This is a genomic window from Acinetobacter sp. Ver3 (assembly GCF_000632455.1).
GTDB lineage: Bacteria > Pseudomonadota > Gammaproteobacteria > Pseudomonadales > Moraxellaceae > Acinetobacter.
Map to the genome: position 1 here is coordinate 1 of NZ_JFYL01000006.1, position 17327 is coordinate 17327.

At 38.9% G+C, this 17327-nt stretch carries 18 protein-coding genes and 2 pseudogenes; 12 read left to right on the forward strand and 8 right to left on the reverse strand.

Annotated features, from left to right (window positions below):
• Nucleotides 1-23 precede the first annotated feature (23 nt).
• Both CL42_RS17490 and CL42_RS02885 read left to right on the forward strand, forming a co-directional pair.
• Nucleotides 24-228 (forward strand): annotated as a pseudogene (locus tag CL42_RS17490) (hypothetical protein); the annotation flags it as partial.
• A pseudogene (locus CL42_RS02885) lies at nt 209-1073 on the forward strand (PoNe immunity protein domain-containing protein); the annotation flags it as partial. The pseudogenes CL42_RS17490 and CL42_RS02885, both read left to right, overlap by 20 nt.
• 289 nt (nt 1074-1362) lie before the next feature.
• On the opposite strand, the gene CL42_RS02890 reads toward CL42_RS02885, so the two are convergent.
• Nucleotides 1363-3075 carry an electron transfer flavoprotein-ubiquinone oxidoreductase gene (locus CL42_RS02890; RefSeq protein WP_035264963.1) on the reverse strand — a complete coding sequence of 571 codons (1713 nt, stop codon included), beginning with the start codon at nt 3073-3075 and terminating at the stop codon, nt 1363-1365.
• Between the two features lie 183 nt (nt 3076-3258).
• Here CL42_RS02890 and CL42_RS02895 point away from each other — a divergent pair, with 183 nt between their 5' ends.
• From CL42_RS02895 to CL42_RS02915, 5 genes are all read left to right on the forward strand, one after another.
• Nucleotides 3259-3870, forward strand: a complete 612-nt coding sequence (locus tag CL42_RS02895; protein WP_035264966.1) for a DUF1285 domain-containing protein — start codon at nt 3259-3261, stop codon at nt 3868-3870.
• Between the two features lie 49 nt (nt 3871-3919).
• Nucleotides 3920-4804, forward strand: coding sequence for a glutamate racemase (murI, locus tag CL42_RS02900; protein ID WP_035264968.1), 885 nt, complete (start codon nt 3920-3922; stop codon nt 4802-4804).
• 72 nt (nt 4805-4876) lie between these two features.
• Complete coding sequence (locus CL42_RS02905) at nt 4877-5839, forward strand: DUF4062 domain-containing protein (RefSeq protein ID WP_051586511.1); 963 nt, start codon at nt 4877-4879, stop codon at nt 5837-5839.
• A gap of 125 nt (nt 5840-5964) precedes the next feature.
• Nucleotides 5965-6981 (forward strand): ferrochelatase, encoded by a 1017-nt coding sequence (gene hemH, locus CL42_RS02910; protein WP_035264970.1) that lies wholly within the window; start codon nt 5965-5967, stop codon nt 6979-6981.
• A gap of 14 nt (nt 6982-6995) precedes the next feature.
• Nucleotides 6996-7640 carry an MBL fold metallo-hydrolase gene (locus CL42_RS02915; protein WP_035264972.1) on the forward strand — a complete coding sequence of 215 codons (645 nt, stop codon included), beginning with the start codon at nt 6996-6998 and terminating at the stop codon, nt 7638-7640.
• Nucleotides 7641-7991: 351 nt separating this feature from the next.
• Here CL42_RS02915 and CL42_RS02925 read toward each other — a convergent pair whose 3' ends face one another.
• The gene (locus CL42_RS02925) at nt 7992-8171 is read right to left on the reverse strand and encodes a DNA gyrase inhibitor YacG (RefSeq protein ID WP_035264978.1); all 180 of its coding nucleotides are present in this window, start codon (nt 8169-8171) and stop codon (nt 7992-7994) included.
• Between the two features lie 84 nt (nt 8172-8255).
• Between CL42_RS02925 and CL42_RS02930 the strand changes: the two genes are divergently transcribed.
• Together CL42_RS02930 and CL42_RS02935 are read left to right on the forward strand one after the other, a co-directional pair.
• Nucleotides 8256-8921, forward strand: coding sequence for an SAM-dependent methyltransferase (locus tag CL42_RS02930; protein ID WP_171076740.1), 666 nt, complete (start codon nt 8256-8258; stop codon nt 8919-8921).
• Nucleotides 8918-10144: a TIGR03862 family flavoprotein gene (locus CL42_RS02935; protein WP_035264984.1), complete on the forward strand. Its 1227-nt coding sequence runs from the start codon at nt 8918-8920 to the stop codon at nt 10142-10144. The genes CL42_RS02930 and CL42_RS02935 overlap by 4 nt, the downstream gene beginning before the upstream one ends.
• Before the next feature lie 24 nt (nt 10145-10168).
• Here the strand turns inward: CL42_RS02935 and CL42_RS02940 are convergent, their stop codons facing one another.
• Nucleotides 10169-10501, reverse strand: coding sequence for a HopJ type III effector protein (locus CL42_RS02940; RefSeq protein WP_035264987.1), 333 nt, complete (start codon nt 10499-10501; stop codon nt 10169-10171).
• A 119-nt stretch (nt 10502-10620) separates the two neighbouring features.
• Here CL42_RS02940 and crcB point away from each other — a divergent pair, with 119 nt between their 5' ends.
• Nucleotides 10621-11001, forward strand: a complete 381-nt coding sequence (gene crcB / locus CL42_RS02945; protein ID WP_035264990.1) for a fluoride efflux transporter CrcB — start codon at nt 10621-10623, stop codon at nt 10999-11001.
• Between the two features lie 73 nt (nt 11002-11074).
• Here crcB and CL42_RS02950 read toward each other — a convergent pair whose 3' ends face one another.
• The 4 genes from CL42_RS02950 to CL42_RS02965 all read right to left on the reverse strand — a co-directional run bounded on the left by CL42_RS02950 (nt 11075) and on the right by CL42_RS02965 (nt 14706).
• Complete coding sequence (locus CL42_RS02950; RefSeq protein ID WP_035264993.1) at nt 11075-11326, reverse strand: type B 50S ribosomal protein L31; 252 nt, start codon at nt 11324-11326, stop codon at nt 11075-11077.
• 78 nt (nt 11327-11404) lie between these two features.
• The gene (locus CL42_RS02955; protein ID WP_035265232.1) at nt 11405-12697 is read right to left on the reverse strand and encodes an ABC1 kinase family protein; all 1293 of its coding nucleotides are present in this window, start codon (nt 12695-12697) and stop codon (nt 11405-11407) included.
• Nucleotides 12698-12840: 143 nt separating this feature from the next.
• On the reverse strand, nt 12841-14145 hold the full coding sequence (locus tag CL42_RS02960) for an MATE family efflux transporter (protein WP_218947381.1): 1305 nt from the start codon (nt 14143-14145) through the stop codon (nt 12841-12843).
• Nucleotides 14146-14244: 99 nt separating this feature from the next.
• A complete protein-coding gene (locus CL42_RS02965; protein WP_035264998.1) occupies nt 14245-14706 on the reverse strand; it encodes a DMT family transporter in 462 nt (153 codons plus the stop codon).
• 113 nt (nt 14707-14819) lie between these two features.
• Between CL42_RS02965 and hemW the strand changes: the two genes are divergently transcribed.
• Both hemW and CL42_RS02975 read left to right on the forward strand, forming a co-directional pair.
• Entirely contained in the window at nt 14820-15974 is a 1155-nt protein-coding gene (hemW, locus tag CL42_RS02970; RefSeq protein ID WP_035265001.1) for a radical SAM family heme chaperone HemW, read from the forward strand.
• Between the two features lie 125 nt (nt 15975-16099).
• A complete protein-coding gene (locus tag CL42_RS02975; RefSeq protein ID WP_035265004.1) occupies nt 16100-16513 on the forward strand; it encodes a hypothetical protein in 414 nt (137 codons plus the stop codon).
• A 58-nt stretch (nt 16514-16571) separates the two neighbouring features.
• Here CL42_RS02975 and CL42_RS02980 read toward each other — a convergent pair whose 3' ends face one another.
• A complete protein-coding gene (locus CL42_RS02980; RefSeq protein WP_035265008.1) occupies nt 16572-17177 on the reverse strand; it encodes an SRPBCC family protein in 606 nt (201 codons plus the stop codon).
• Nucleotides 17178-17327: the final 150 nt, after the last annotated feature.

Here is a 17327-nt window from a genome sequence, read left to right on the forward strand (position 1 = left end):
ATACTTTTTGAAACACCACCAGAAAACTAGGTAAAACCTTCGCAATTCGATGCCCATATGATCAAAGTTTGGTTACTATTACTAGTGATAAATTCGATCATCATAAAATGTAAAGGCTTAAATAAACCTAAGTGTACACGGACAGTAACTGCACACGGTATTAAATTAGAATTTGTTTTACCAAAAGAGATGTTGGAGAGATTAAAGAATGTCAACACAAGTAGATGATCAAGAAATAGATTGGCAAAAATGGTTGAGTTTAGAAGTAAAAGATACAAGTTTATTTAGAGATAAGCTGCTTGAGCAAGAAATGTATCACAAGAGATTTGATACGTTTGTTAATGGTATATATACAGTTGTTGATGGATTTAGCGATTATAAAAATGATTCTAAATTTGGTGGATATATAGCATCTGGTCATCAAAGATTAAAAGATGCTCTGAACTTGATATCTTTACAATATTCAGCAGGTGGAGATTTAAATTATATAAAAGAACTTTATCCATATCTTCTTCATTGGGCAGAAGAATATGCTGAAACGAGTCATCTTTATAATTTAAGCCCTGATGCAGGTGGACGTTATGTCTGGCATATTTCCTTGGGAACTGAAGATTATTGGTATATTGCTTTACGATTGATATGCTTTGGTTTACTGACAGGGTATGCAGATCAAATGAGTCGAATTATGACGATTATCGACTACACAGAAGCAACACCTGAAGGACAAGAAAAAGATGGCTTAATCGAGCGATTGGTTGCTCCATTTGTAACAGATCGAGGCATACCACCGAATGATGCACGTCGACATTTGCCTTATCGCAAGCTCATTAAAGTTTTTGATGCTGCACCTGAAAAACGTCCAGCGATGATGTTGCAATACTTAGAAGATTGGTATGAAGCCAGTCGTCGTGAACCTTATCATGATCAACATCCACAACCTGATATTAGATCAGGTATCAGTTATTTTGGTTATTGGTCATGGGAAGCGGCAGCTGTTACATGGTTGTTAGATATTGATGATACAACTTATCGAGAGCATCAATTTTATCCGAAAGATTTAGTTGATTTTTCTAAAGCACAATCAGAAAAAGTATAAGCACAAGATTCGGTAGAAAAAATTAAAATCAAAGGTGGGGATAAATGTCCACAAACAGGTTATTGGACGACACCTGCTCATCCAAATCAACGTCTTCAATTTAATAAAGGTGAGATTTTACCAACGTTTTTAGAACAAGATTGGGGTCAAGTATATTGGTATTTTGATGGTGAAGAATAAAACTATATCGCTCAAGGGGAAACTTTCGTATTTATCGAAGTTTAATAAAAAACCCGCTTACGCGGGTTTTTTGATCTCAAACGAGATTACATATTCGGATAGTTCGGACCACCCGCACCCTCAGGTACAACCCAAGTAATGTTTTGTGATGGATCTTTAATATCACAAGTCTTACAGTGAACACAGTTCGCAGCATTAATTTGGAAACGCTTAGAACCATCATCATTTTCCATGATTTCGTATACACCAGCAGGGCAGTAGCGCTGAGCAGGCTCATCCCATTGAGGAAGGTTAACGTTTACTGGAATTGATGGATCAGTTAATTTTAAATGTGCTGGCTGGTTTTCTTCGTGTACTGTATTTGAAACAAACACTGAAGATAAACGGTCAAATGTAAGCTTACCATCTGGTTTTGGATAATTTGGTTTGAAGTTCACAACATCAACAGTTTTTAAAGCACTGTAGTCAGGTGTCAAATCACGTAAAGTGAACGGAACTTTAAATACATTTTGATCGATAAAGTTGAATGCACCACCGAAGAATGTACCAAACTTATGCATTGCAGGGCCAAAGTTACGAGCATTATATAACTCTTCTTTTAACCAACTGTTGTTAAATTTCTCTGTATATGACGTTAACTCTTTAGCAAAGAAATCTTCGCCTTCTGTCACACGAGCAATTGCAAGGTCGCCGCCTTTTTCTACACCAGCTTTAATTGCTTCAAATACAGCTTCACCACATAACATGCCTGATTTCATAGCAGTGTGTGAACCTTTAATTTTTGCAAAGTTCAAGAAGCCAGCATCATCACCAATTAAGCTTCCACCTGGGAAGGTGAATTTAGGAAGAGAGTTAAAACCACCTTTAACCACTGCACGTGCACCGTAAGAAATACGTTTACCGCCTTCCAATACATCTTTAATTAATGGATGTGTTTTCCAACGTTGCATTTCCATGAATGGATACATATGAGGGTTTTGGTAAGATAAGTCGACAATCATACCCAATGATACTTGGTTATTTTCAGCGTGATATAACCACCAACCACCAGATGAACCAGTTTCAGTTAAAGGCCAACCCGCACCATGCATGACTTTACCTGGTTTGTGCTTCGCTGGATCGATTTCCCAAAGTTCTTTAATACCGATACCGTAATGTTGAGGATCAGCGTCTTTATCTAAGCCGAATTGAGCGATTAGGCGTTTACCTAAATGACCACGGCAGCCTTCAGCGAATAACGTGTATTTCGCATGGAGCTCATAGCCTGGGGTAAAGTTATGTGTTGGCTCACCATCTTTACCAATACCCATATCACCTGTTTGGATACCTTTTACAGTACCATCAGCATGATACAGAATTTCCGCTGCTGCGAAGCCCGGGAAAATGGATACTTCAAGCTCTTCAGCTTTTTGTCCTAACCAGCGTACAACGTTACCCAGAGAGATGACATAGTTGCCGTCGTTGTGCATTGTTTTAGGCACAAAAGCATGAGGCATTTTTTGAGATTTTTGATCTGAAAGAAGGAAGTATGTTTCATCTTCTGTAACAGGTACGTTTAAAGGCGCACCTTCTTCTTTCCAATTTGGGAACAATTCATTAATAGCGCGTGGTTCAAGCACAGCACCAGAAAGAATATGCGCACCTACTTCAGAGCCTTTTTCAACGACACATACAGATAAATCGTTGAGGTTGTTTTCAATTGCAAGTTGACGGATTTTGATCGCAGCTGAAAGACCCGCAGGGCCCGCTCCAACGATTACAACGTCAAACTCCATCGATTCACGTTCGATGTGTTCCATAAAGGACTCCTCATAAAGTAAAGGGTGGCAACCGATAATTCCGACGGTGCTGCCATGAGTGTTCTTAGTTGCAGGTACAATTTTGCTCTCGTACCTTTTATATATTTTGCGCTAGTATAGGTTCAAACCTTGATCAAGCCAATTGGCTGAGTCGCTTTATTTTCCGTCAGCAGGGCATAAACCATGGTAAAACAAAATGATTCTATAACAGCACAGCCTGATTCACTTGTACCTGATGATAAAAACTTAATCAATATCGTACAATATCTAAAAGATGCACAGTCAAGTCACAAAAGGTCAATCCCACCTCTTGAACAATGGAACCCAAAGCATTGTGGCTCAATGGATTTGAAAGTAAAAGCGAATGGTGAATGGTGGCACGAAGGTCAATTGATTAAAAGACAAAGCCTCATTGACCTATTCTCGACAGTACTGTGGAAAGAAGACAACAAATTTTACTTAAAAACACCCGTTGAGCAAATCGAAATTGAAGTCGAAGATGAACCTTTATTGGTCAATCAGGTAGATCAAGTCGAGATTCAAGGGCTTTCTTATCTACAGCTAACAACGACCACTCAAGATCTCATTATTGTGGATCAAGATCATCCAATCTTTATGCGTGATTTTCAAGGAGAGATGCGTCCTTATGTGCATGTGCGTTTCGGCATCAACGCATTGATACAACGATCAACTTTTTTTCATTTAGTTGAAATGGGGGAGTTGAGCGAAAATGAGCAAGGTGAATCAGTTTTGAATTTAAAAAGTGGTAATCTGCTATTGCAATTAGGGACTTGAGGTTTAAGCTTAGCCCATTCATTTAAGCATTATAAAAGTAGTCGTTGAGATGTCTGCAATTTTACCCCAACCGAGCTCTAATGAGCCTATGCCTCATGCACTTGAACATGCCCCTATTGGGATTTTCGACTCGGGTATTGGTGGTTTATCAGTTGCATTGGAAATAGCAAAATATTTACCCAATGAGCATATCCTTTACTATGCAGATACAGCTCATGTCCCTTATGGTCCGCGCGAAGATCAAGATATTCGTCAGCTCACAGCACATGCAATTGAGTGGTTGTATCGTCAAGGATGTAAAGTTGCGGTTGTTGCGTGTAATACGGCATCAGCTTTTAGTCTGGATTACTTAAGGACACATTATGGTGAGCGATTTCCGATCATTGGGTTGGTTCCTGCGTTAAAACCTGCAGTGTTACAGACACAGTCTAAAGTGGTGGCTGTATTGGCGACTCCAGCGACTTTTAGAGGCCAGTTAATCAAGGATGTAATGCAGAATTTTGCAGATCCTTTAGGTGTTAAAGTTCATCAAGTCACCAGTTTGGATTTGGTTCCTTTCGTGGAAGCAGGGCAACAAAATTCGCAAGCCTGTATTGCAACATTACAACGGATACTTGATCCCGTCATGCAAGATCAAGCCGATTATTTGGTGTTGGGTTGTACGCATTATCCATTTTTAAAATCTGCAATTGAGCATCTTTATGCAGAGCGACTGACTTTGGTTGATTCTGGATTTGCTGTTGCACGCCAAACAGCAAGAGTCCTTATCAAAAATAAATTCAATGCAACTCAACCATATGACAAATCAGTGCAGTTGCGTTGTGTCGTCAGTGGCGGAAATGCGCTTGAACTTCAGCCTGTACTTCAAAATATGATCGGGCATGAAATACTATGGTCAATTGAAAATTTAACTGATACATTCGAAGAAGAATGATCAATATCAAGCTATATATTTTAAGCCTTATGAGTAAGGCATTTTTACCTAGATGCAGGATTGGATTAAGGCATGCTAGATAAGCGTTACCAAGTGTTTATTACAACTTCTGGTAAAGAGATGCAGCCAGAGCGTATGGTTGTGTCTCAAACGCTGATCGGTATGGGTTTTTTTTCATGGGGTTTAGAACAAAGAACACCTGTAACAACCGCTTTTGCACGCCGTCAAATTGATGATTGTGATTATGTACTTCTGCTTTTAGGAAGCCAGTATGGCGAGCAATCTGTCTCTGGTATTAGTTACATGCACTTGGAATATATCTATGCAGTGACTAAGCAAAAGCCCATTATTGTATTTATGCATGAACAGCCAGAATCGCGTGAGGAGCATTTACGAGAGCGTGAAGCGGATCTTCAACAGCGCTTTCAAAATTTCCGGCAACAGATCATTCAAGAAGTTGATCAGGTCGTATTTTTTAAAAGTGCTCGTGAATTAGAGCTTGCACTCAGGTCTCATATGCCTCAAATGCTTGAGCGTTACCCAGTTTTGGGTTGGGTAAGACCACAAAGCATTCAAGCAAAACAAGATGAGATTGATCGATTAAGAGCTCAGTTGGCACAAGCAAAAATGGAACAAGCCAAATCTGAAATCGATCCTTTTCTATCTTTGCCTAGAATAGAGTGGGATGATCAATTCAGTTTTGATTATCGTATGCATGCCTATGTTGATAGTCATTTTAAAGAAATTATTTGTATACGTTCCATGCGATGGCATGAAATTTATGCTGTTCTTGAGTCTCAATTTTCCCAAGCAACACCAGAAGATTTTTATTCTAAAGTGTTGAATCAGTATTTGACTGATACGGGGCTGGTCGATGCTCAATTGCAACTTCCTAAGGCACATATGGTATCTAGAGCACAGATTAATGTACGTGCATTGCATACCATCAAGCAACAAATGCGTAATAATGAATGGATCGTTCCTGTAGGACGATATGATCGTCAGCGGATGTTATGGAAATGCATGAATAAATAGATCAAGTTCATATGATAGTTTTTCTCTTTCATTCACATTTTAAAAAGCAATCATAAAATCACGCCGAATTTACTTAGACTCTGATAAAGTATTTCTTAATTAAACAGTGAATTGATGTGGATCAGATGTCTGAGTTAAAGCCGAAAATCACCGTAATTATTGCCAACTTGGGAACACCAGATGCCCCTACAGTGCCTGCGGTACGAACTTTTCTAAAACAGTTTTTATCTGATCAGCGTGTGATTGAGATTCCATCGTTTTTGTGGAAAATTATCTTACATTGTTTTGTTTTACCATTTCGACCAAAGCATGTTTCTGAAGCATATGCGCAGGTGTGGAATGGAGATTCCCCTATGCGTGAAATTCTGTTGAAGCAAACAGATTTAATCCGTCAAAAAGTTATTCAAGATTATCCAGATTTTGATGTTCAGGTCGTTCCTGCGATGACTTATGGTCATCCTAGTATTCATGAGGTTCTAAAAAAACTTACTCAGACACCGCAAGATCACGTCATTTTATTTCCACTTTTTCCTCAATATTCAGCGACATCTACAGCACCTTTGTATGATGCATTGGCGAAATGGGTTTTAACGCAGAGAAATTTACCTGGCTTAAGTTTAATACGCGATTATTATCAACATCCAAAATTTATTCAGGCTTTGGCAAAGAGTGTTCAGGTTTTTCAGGCGCAACACGGTAAAGCGGAAAAATTATTAATGTCTTTCCATGGGATTCCTCAGCCTTATGCAGATAAAGGTGATCCATATGCCGACCGTTGTAGGGTTACAGCGAAAAAAGTCGCAGAGGCTCTGGGATTACGTGACGATGAATGGGCTATCAGCTTCCAATCACGATTCGGTAAACAAGAGTGGGTCAAGCCATATACAGATGCGTTGCTGACTGAGTGGGGACAACAAGGAGTTCAATCTGTCCATGTTCTCAGCCCTGCTTTTTCAGCAGATTGCTTAGAGACTTTAGAAGAGTTGGCTGTGGAAAATGCCGAAACCTTTAAAACAGCGGGCGGGAAAGACTATGCCTATATTCCAGCGTTAAACACTGATGCAGCACATATTGATTTGTTGGTCGATTTAGTAGAAGCTCAACTGGATGCACTCAAGATTACCCTCCAACATTCTGCGTAAATTTAAAGGTTCCTATGCTTCAAGTTAAAATTATTCCTGTGACAGCATTTCAGCAAAATTGTTCATTGGTTTGGGATCAAGAGACCAAAGAAGCTGTGTTAATTGATGCAGGTGGTGAGCCTGAAAAAATTATGCAAGTTGTGCAAGAGTTAGACTTAACAGTGAAGGAGCTATGGTTAACTCATGGTCATCTTGATCATGCTGGTGCGGTCGGAGCATTGGCGAGAGAGTGGGGTATTCCAGTAATTGGTCCTCATAAAGAAGATGCATTTTGGTTAGATATGATTCAGGAAGTTTCAGCACGATATGGGTTTCCGATACCTGAACCTGTTGTGGTTGATCAGTGGCTTGAAGGTGGTGAAACTTTAAAACTAGGGGATGAGTCCTTTGAGGTTCGATTCGCTCCTGGTCATACGCCTGGCCACGTCATGTTCTATAATGCTAACTATGGCTTGTTATGGACTGGCGATGTTCTTTTCAAGGGTTCAATTGGTCGAACAGATTTTCCCAAGGGAAATCATCAACAGTTGCTGAATTCGATTGAGAGAGAATGTTTTAGTTTGCCAGATGAAACACAGTTTATTTCAGGGCATGGTCCAATCAGTACCATTGGCTATGAGAAAAAGTTTAACCCGTTTGTGGCAGGTAAAGCTGGTTAATTAAAAACGAAAAAAGTGATCTCGATTGATGTCATTCAATTCCCAAAAGAGAAGGGCAGCGGCTAACACAAATAGTGCAGAGATTAAAATCAAGACGAAATCATGTTGATAAATGCCTAGACCTGCAAAAAGGAGGCCTAGGCAAGATAAAATTATACTGAGTGTGAATGTGAATTTATAAAGTCTCATGTATTTATGAAAGTAGAATTGTTGTTTTAATGTGATTATCATCACAATATCACAACATAAACTTAAATAAAATCACATTTATTGAGTTTTCTTACAAAAGCTAATTTTTTTGTTTGTGTAAATATAATTGAATTATTCTTTTAATATTGAGCAAAGTTGGCATTATTCATGATATTCCCCTTGATCAGCTTGAGGAGAATCCTGTGTCGGAAGGCGATATTCATCATTTGCCCAAGCCCCTAAATCGATAAGTTTGCATCGTTCAGAACAAAATGGACGAAATTCATTACCAGTCCATTGACTAGGCTGTCCACAGCGTGGGCACGGAAATGTTTTTGGCATAAATGAATCCTAGTAAAATAAAACAGCTAAAATAGGCAAAAGCATCTAGAGTTGCTAGACTTGTCGCGTTTTCATAAGTTTGATCTGATTATGCCGATTCGTCAATTTCAAGCACAGCGTATGCATGCGCCACGCGACTTTCAACCGATTCTAGCTGAACCACTATGTGTTGAGATTGGGGCGGGTAAAGGTAAACATGCTTTATTGTTTACGCAACAAAATCCGCAAAGACAACTAATCGCGATTGAACGAACTAGAGAAAAATTTCTAGCGATGCAAAAACAGCATCAACTAGAGGGACAAACCAATTTGCGACCTGTACATGCAGATGCAATCCCTTGGATCGTACATGCGCTATTTCCACAGCAAGTTGAAGATTTTTTTATTTTATATCCGAATCCTGAACCTCATAATCAAGCGCAACGTTGGTTGAATATGCCTTTTTTTGAATTTTTACTGTCTCGATTGCAACCGAATGGTACGATCACTTTAGCCAGCAATATTCCTGAATATATTGACGAGGCAGAGCAACAACTGCTTAATGTTTGGAACCTTTCTTATGTTAAAGAAAGAATCCCTTCAACTTCGGCAAGAACGCATTTTGAAGTAAAGTATCTAGAGCGTGGTGAATTATGCCAGCAGTTGATTATTCAAAAACCTGAAGCGTACCAAACTCGCTTCGATCACTTTATGCCTCTGCAAGGGCAAATGCCGATCTCTTCTGAAAATCAACAAACGAATAATCTATGAATTTGGAATATTCAAAGCGAATCGCAATCGTAGGCGCAGGTCCAGCAGGTTTAATGGCTGCTGAAGTTTTATCTGCTCATCCTGCATTTGAAGTTCATATTTTTGAACAAAAGCCTTCAGCTGCACGTAAATTTTTGATGGCAGGTAAAACAGGTTTAAATATTTCTCATGCCGAACCTATCGATCAATTTATTGGTCGTTATGATCATGCCGAATGGCTTGCACCTTGGGTAAAAAAATGGGATGCGCGTTGGATTCGAAATTGGATGAAAAACCTTGGGATTGAATCCTATGTTGGAAGCTCTGGTCGTATATTTCCCAATGAAATGAAAGCAGCTCCATTACTGCGTGCTTGGTTAAAAAGTTTAGTAGATACCAAGGTCAATTTTCATTATCGGCATCAAATTACCGCGCTTAATCAAAATGAACTGACAGTTTTTGATACTCAATCCAATTCAATACGAACTGAGCAATTTGATGCGATTGTATTGGCGTGTGGCGCTGTGTCATGGGCGCAGTTGGGTAGTGATGGGGCTTGGCAGTCATGGTTGGCTAAAGAAGAGTTAAAAGCGTTTTCCCCGAGTAATGCTGGTGTAGTCAGAGCTTGGTCTTCGTATATGGAACCTATATTTGGCTCGCCACTCAAACGAGTTGAAGCTTGGGTGGATCATCAGCCCAAAGCTAAGGGGGATATCGTGATCACCCATTATGGTTTGGAGAGTGGGTTGGTCTATAAGCATGGTCGGGCACTTCGAACACAATTGCAATATCAAGATTCCATGGTTTTAAATTTAGATTTACTGCCAGAATTATCTGAGCATGAAATCATCTCTAAACTTAAGAATGCTAAGAAACAAAGCATGAATAATATTTGGCGAAAATTGGGATTAGACACTGCAAAGTCAAATTTATTACGTGAATTGACCCCAAAGTATGATTGGGCGATTGCAGAGAAAATGGCTCAGCATATTAAACATTTATCTGTCAAACTAGATGGTTTTAGACCCATTGAAGAAGCCATTAGCTGCGCAGGTGGTGTACGGGAAATTGCCTTGACTAAACAGTTACAGTTGAAAAGTAATCCAATTGTTTTCTGCTGTGGAGAGATGTTGGATTGGGATGCCCCGACAGGTGGTTATTTACTTACAGCATGTTTTGCAACAGGTCGAGCAGCAGGATTAGGTGTAATTGAATACCTAAATAAAACTGTTGAAAAAGACTAGCCAAGCGCTAGTCTTTATTTATGATTATTTCGCAGTGAGTGCATTTCCTTCAAATTTAATGCCATCCCATCCATGAATCATGAATTGACGGATATTTTGATGATCTGATGCTTCAGGTGTCGCCAGAACAGAAGCGTAGTGTTCTGCAAAAAGCTGTAATGTTTGTTCTTGAGAAAGACCATTTAATTTGGCAAAGGAAAAAACTTTAGCACTCCCTTGATTTTCATTACTGGCATTATATTGTTGACCATTACTAAATGCGGTTGGCGTATGTGTATAACCTGCTTCAATAAATGAAATTACGTCGGCAAATTTTGCTTCGCCATTTTTTAATTGTTCCAATAATGCTTGAGCCATAATTGAGTCCTTACACGTTTAAATTTGCTACATCTTAACGAAAAAACGCGTGAATCCAAGACAATAATTCGTTACTTTTTAAGGTAAAAATATGATCAATACACGAGAACGGACATAATATGAGTTGGTTATGGGTATCATGTGGTGGAGCGATTGGTGCAACACTTCGATATATGACCAGTATGTGGTTCATGCAAAATGCAGATCAATTTCCATGGGCAACTTGGATTGTGAATATCTTGGGCTGTGTTCTAGCAGGGGGATTTTTTGCATTCAGTTTACAATATCCTGTATTACAACATGAGGCTCGCCTATTTTTTATGGTTGGCATATTAGGTGGTTTTACCACATTCTCAAGTTTTGGCTTGGAAACTTTTCAATTGATAAAATCTGGGCAATACAATTTGGCACTGATGTATGTTGTGAGTAGTATCATGATTGGACTCTTGGGATTGGTTTTGAGTTTTTTCTTTACTCAATTTTATTTAACCCATAAATAACGATAAGAATAAAAAAAAGCCTAAATTGGAGGAGTAAATTTAGGCTTTAAAATAGTGAGAGTCGAAAATTTTATTATTTACGTTTAAAGCGACCGAAACGCTTATTGAAACTTGCCACACGTCCTTCATTATTAGCTTGACGGACTTCACCAGTATAGAAAGGGTGCGAAGCACTTGAAATATCTAGCGTGACATAGGGGTAAGTTTTCCCTTGATATTCTTTTGTTTGCTTTGACTGAATCGTACTACCGATGATGAAATACTGATCTGCGTTGGTATCATGAAATAGTACTTCATGGTATTCAGGATGAATATTGGGACGCATGAAAACACTCCGAATTATTTATATAATGTTATAATATAACATAACAATAATGAGGATTGTAAGGTCTTGTTAGTTTTTTCAAATCGGAACGAGCGTTTCAAACAAATCATTGAGATTGTCATCGACCTTTAAGTTAATCAGATTCCAATAGTGTCCAGAAATCGTACGATTGACCATTAATGTGTCTGGAGAGGGCTTAAATGTATCCCAATACTTAAGTGATTTTTTCACTAAAATGACGCCATCATGATGAGATGAGTTTTCAGCAAAATTGTATTGAGTGGTAAGGGGTCTGAGCAACACTTCTAACCATTGTTTATAAAGTTCCTCAGGGAATTTTCCTGTTTCAGCAAGAGCATCCAACGCGAATAGATGTTGTTCAATCTCTTGGATATTTTCAGCACGACCAGCGCGAACTAATTTTTTAAATCGATCCACCAGTTCAGCAGATAAGGTTTTAACACCACCAAAATCATAGATGATGACACTACCATCTGAGCGGAAAGCAAAATTGCCAGGATGCGGATCACAATGAAAACGTTTTAGATAGAAAATCTGATGACCAAGAGCTTGAATTAGTCGACGACCAATTTCGTTGCGTGTATCAAGCGGCCAAGTGCTTGCGGTTTCAATATTGTCACCTGCTTCCAAGCTCAAGGTAAGAACTCGTCTGCTGGAATAATCTTTGAACACTTGTGGGATAATAATTTTAGAATCCAATGCTTGATGGAAGGTTCTAAATACCTCTAAATTCTGCGCTTCAATTTCATAGTTGAGCTCTTCGTGTAAGCTGTCTTGAATTTCTGCAAATAATCGATCTTGTAATTTTTTATCGACTTTTAGTACACCCATCAAACGTAAGGCCAAGCGAACTTGTTTTAGATCGCTTTCGCATGCTTCATCTACGCCTGGGTACTGTACTTTTACAACGACTTCTTGGCCATTTTTTAAGGTGGCTTTATGAACTTGCCCAATCGAAGCTGCTGCAAAAGGTTGTTCATCAAATGTTTTAAAAACATCTAACAGTGGCTTACCAAGTTCTTTTTCTACTTGTTGCTTGATTTGTTGGAAGGGCATCGCAGGGGCTTGACGTTGTAATTTAGCAATAGCCTTCGCGACTTCAGGCGGGAAAATATCTTTGTATTGTGATGCAATTTGACCAACTTTCATTACAGCACCTTTCATTTCCCCAAGGGTATCTGCAATTTGAACACCAATGTCTTGAAATAGCTTACTGCGTGCTTCGTTTTTTTTATCATCATCTGCATTAAAGGTGCGGATAGAGTTGGACACGGTTTTAGTAGCAATACTTGCAGTCATACCTGCGAGTTTCATGAAACGACGGCCGGGAGAGCTCGCTTTGTTTGCCATGAGTTGAGAACCTCGATTCATTATTTTCATCTTCTGATTTGATCATAGGCGACAAATCAAAAGATGCATATTTGAAATTGTTAATGAGTTGTAAGTAAATGATTGGCTAAAAAAATAAATCCCGAGCATCCGGGATTTATTGTTCATGATGATTGACTACGCTCAAGTCGCTGATTATTCGTATATAAACGTCCGAGTAAGAGTACACAGGCAATACTTAACCCCACGATCAATCCAATCCATACACCCGCAGGACCAATGTTGGTAAATCTAGAGAGATATACGCCTACAGGGAATGCAATCACCCAATAGGAAAGCATAGTAATCCACATAGGACCCTTCGTATCTTGCATGCCTCGTAGACATCCTGCAGCACTGATTTGCCAAGCGTCCATCAGTTGGTAAGCAACAGCGAATAGCACCAAGTAAACCGCAATTTGAGTCACCAATACATCAGAGGTGTACAACGCGACAATTTGATGGCGGAAGACCCACAATAAAATCATGGTCATCAATGCGAGTACAGTGCCTGTTGCTAAACCCAACCATTGGACTTTACGCATAGATCGGTAATCCTTTTCGCCATAATATGTTCCCACTCGGATGGTAAGTGCGATCGCCAGAGACATCGGGATCATAAATAATTGTGACGTAATGGAGATGGCAATTTGATGCGCTGCAACCGTAATTTCACCCAATGGACTCAATACAATTGCAGCGGTACTGAAAATACTGACCTCAAAGAAGATAGCCAAACCAATTGGGAAACCTAAAGCAAGGATGCGTTTTAACCAGTAGCGATCAATTTTTTCAAAATGACTAAAGGGTTGGGTTTTTTGATATGCCTGATTATTCAAGATATACAATGCCAACGTGATCAGCATCAGCCACTGTAGAATTGCCGTTGCAAATCCACATCCAGCACTTCCTAATGCAGGAATTGGACCTAAACCATACATAAACACAAAATTAAGCGGAATAAGTACGACTAAGGCCATTAAACTGATCACAGTCACTGGGCGTGGATTACCAATCGCCTCAGAGTATCCTCGTAGTGCAGCAAACATGGTGACTGCTGGCATACCGAATCCAATCGCATGTAAGAATAGGCCAGCTTTAGGGTGAAGTGACTCTGGAACGCCAAGAAGAGGAAGCGTATAGGGGAGAATCTGTAAGACTAGACCAGCAATAATCCCGAGAACTAAAGCAACCCATAATGCTTGTCGTGTAATAGTGGCAATTTTCTCTGGAGTCCTCGCACCGTTTGCTTCAGCAACCAACGGCGTTGTTGCAATCATAATACCGCTAAATAGCAACATGACAGGAATCCAAAGACCTACCCCGACAGCAATTGCCGCTAAGTCTAATGCAGATAAATGTCCTGCCATAATAGTATCAATCAGTCCTAATCCTGCTTGCGAAAATTGCGTAATCAAGATTGGGATCATGAGATGAAATAGTTTTTTTAATTCATAACTGATGTTGGAAGTTGCAGTCACATTAGACACAAAAATTACTCATCGTTTTTATGTGCTTAGAATGAAGGTTTAGCGTTGTAAAGTGAGAAGCACACCTATAAAAATCACCACGCCACCCAAAATGCGCTGCCAATTAATGGCAATTTTTTCTGTACCTAAAATTCCAAAATGGTCGACTATCATGGACATAACAATCTGTCCAAATATAATTAATGCCGATAAGGTTAAGAAACCTAATTTAGGTGCGGAATAAATACTAATACTGATGGCATAAACACCTAAAAAACCGCCAAGCCAAAGATGCCAAGGAATTTGTACAATTTCGCTCAATTGTGGTTTTTCAGTCTGTTGAAAAAAAACCAGTATTGCGAGAACTATTGTACCAATCAAAAATGATAAAAGTGCAGCTTGTAATGGAGAATATAAATATTCACGTAATTGTGTGTTAATCGCAGTTTGGAAGGTCATTGCGATTCCGATCCCCAGCGCTAAAGGGATAAAGAATAAAAATTGGCTCGCGACTTTAAACATAAATGCACCCACGTCCTTGTTTTATATTGAGTGTAAAGTAAAAAACTGAATCAGTTCTGAGCGTTATGGTGTAGTCATGTTAAAATAATTTTTTTAAGTTTTGAGCTGTACGTTTGGCTACTTTGAATCCACAAGATATTCCATTGTCACTTTATATTCATATGCCGTGGTGTGTGCGTAAATGTCCATATTGCGACTTTAATTCGCATGCAGTACCCAATGGGGCATTGTCCATGGCGTTGGAGAAAGAATATCTACAAGCATTGGTTGAGGATTTCAAAACACAGATAAATTTTGCTCAGGGTCGTCAAATTCATAGCGTGTTCATAGGTGGAGGTACTCCTTCTCTCATTTCTGCTCAAGGGTATCAATGGCTATTTGCTCAGCTAAGCGCTTTGATTCCGTTTGAGGATGATTGTGAAATTACCTTAGAAGCCAACCCGGGAACGGTAGAACATGATCCATTTGCAGATTATTTAAAGGCGGGGATCAATCGGTTGTCTTTAGGTGTCCAAAGTTTTAACTCGAATCATCTTCAAAAACTGGGGCGTATTCATTCCAACCAAGATGCAATTTCAGCAATTGGTTTGGCGAAATATGCAGGCTTTAAGCGAATTAATGTCGATTTAATGCACGGCTTACCTGAACAAACGCTTGAACAAGCATTACTTGACTTAAAACTTGCCGTGGAGCACGGTGCTACACATATCTCGTGGTATCAGTTAACTATTGAGCCCAATACCGTATTTTTTCGAACTCAACCTATATTGCCTGTCGATGATGTATTAGAAGAAATTCAGGTACAGGGTGAGGCCTATTTAATCGAAAATGATTTTACTAACTACGAAGTATCGGCTTGGCGTAAAGAAAAACCCTCAGCACATAATTTAAATTATTGGCAATTTGGCGATTACTTAGCGATTGGTGCTGGTGCGCATGCTAAAGTGACGCTAAGTGATGGTGTATATCGTTACCAAAAAACACGATTACCGAAAGATTATCTAGCGAAAGTCCCTGCAGAGCATTTGCAGTTTAAGAAAATTGAAGCTGATGAAATGCCATTCGAATTTATGATGAATGCACTGCGACTTAATCAAGGTGTACCAACCTCATATTATGAAGCTCGTACAGGTTTATCTTTGAAATCAATCCAAGTTCAAATTCAGTCATTGATTGACAGAAAATTAATGGTAGATGATCCAAACCGTTTGTCATGCACTGCTCAAGGACATTTATATTTGAACTCATTGCTTGAGGAGTTTCTGTAAGTTCTATAGTTAAACTCCAATGTAATTTTTAACAGCGAAACTGTTAAATCCATACTTATTTCGCTCCTTTGCTGTGACAATAATGATGAGTTTTTTAATGGTTCTCATCAAGATAGGTAATAAAAATGAAATTAGTTCTAGTGGCTTCAATCTTGGGATTGGCATTCGTTGGTTGTGCTGATAAAAACAAAAATAGTGAGCAAATGTCAGAACAAGAGAGACCAGCGTATTTAAATGCTGAAGCTTCTGCGCCTGTTGATCAAGTTGCTCGTGCTGAAGGTGAACAGGTGATCCATTTTACTGGACCAATGGATTTAACATTAGAGCTAAAAACAAACGACAATTTTCAAACGGCTGAACTCAGGGATAACTCGGATGCGGTTTATCACTTGAAGAGCACGGTTGCAGCAAGTGGTGTAAAACTTGCAAATGAAGATGGAGTTTCAATTCATTTTAAAAATTTCAATGGTTTGAATGAGGGAACAGTTGAACTCGTGAAAGATAAGCCAATAGAGATTAAAGAGTACCGTGAGCATTAAAATATATGCATTAATTTACAACACCTGATTGGTTGGTCAATCAGGTGTTTTTAATCCCTTAATTTGAGCTTTGATCTTCAACATATTTTTTTAAATGATTGGCCATTTCCCACTGAGAACCAATAAAACGATACAGGGCTTCAACTTCTTGTTTTGTCGCGCCTTGAATAAATTGATCGTCTAAAGTTACTTCAATAGTTCGTTCAAATTCTGTGCTATTAGCATTGATACGGTCAAATTCATAGGTAATTTTTGAATGGATTGGGACTTGAGCAAATTGCTCTATGGTTGCGATAACAAACTTCTTATCTTTCTCAAACTCAATCACATGCCATTCATTATTCCAATCTTTTATGCCTGGAATTGGGCTGCTAATAAATTCTTTGAAAGTCGTACCTTTTTGAACACGAATATTCTTAGACTCAATGGCTTGAGTTGCACCCACATTAATTTTTGGCCAAAGATTCACATTGGTTAAAATATTGAAGACTTCACTCACAGGGCGATGAATAATGACCTCAGCAGATCCACTCGTCGAGTAATTCAAATGCTTTGTTGAATACGTCGTGGTTTGTTGGTGATGTTTAATATCCGATTCAGCGAAGCTATTTGTAGCGAGAAAGACTGCACTGAGTAAAGAGAAGGAGATCAATGTCTTATGCATATTATTTTCCTTTTTGTATATTGATAAAAGCTCATTTGGAATATTTATATCGCTTGATCAAGATACCACTGTTGTATTCTTGCTCTAAATGTAATTTCGTATTCTTAAAGTACAATGGTTTATTGAATTAATAAAAAAAGACCGCCTTGG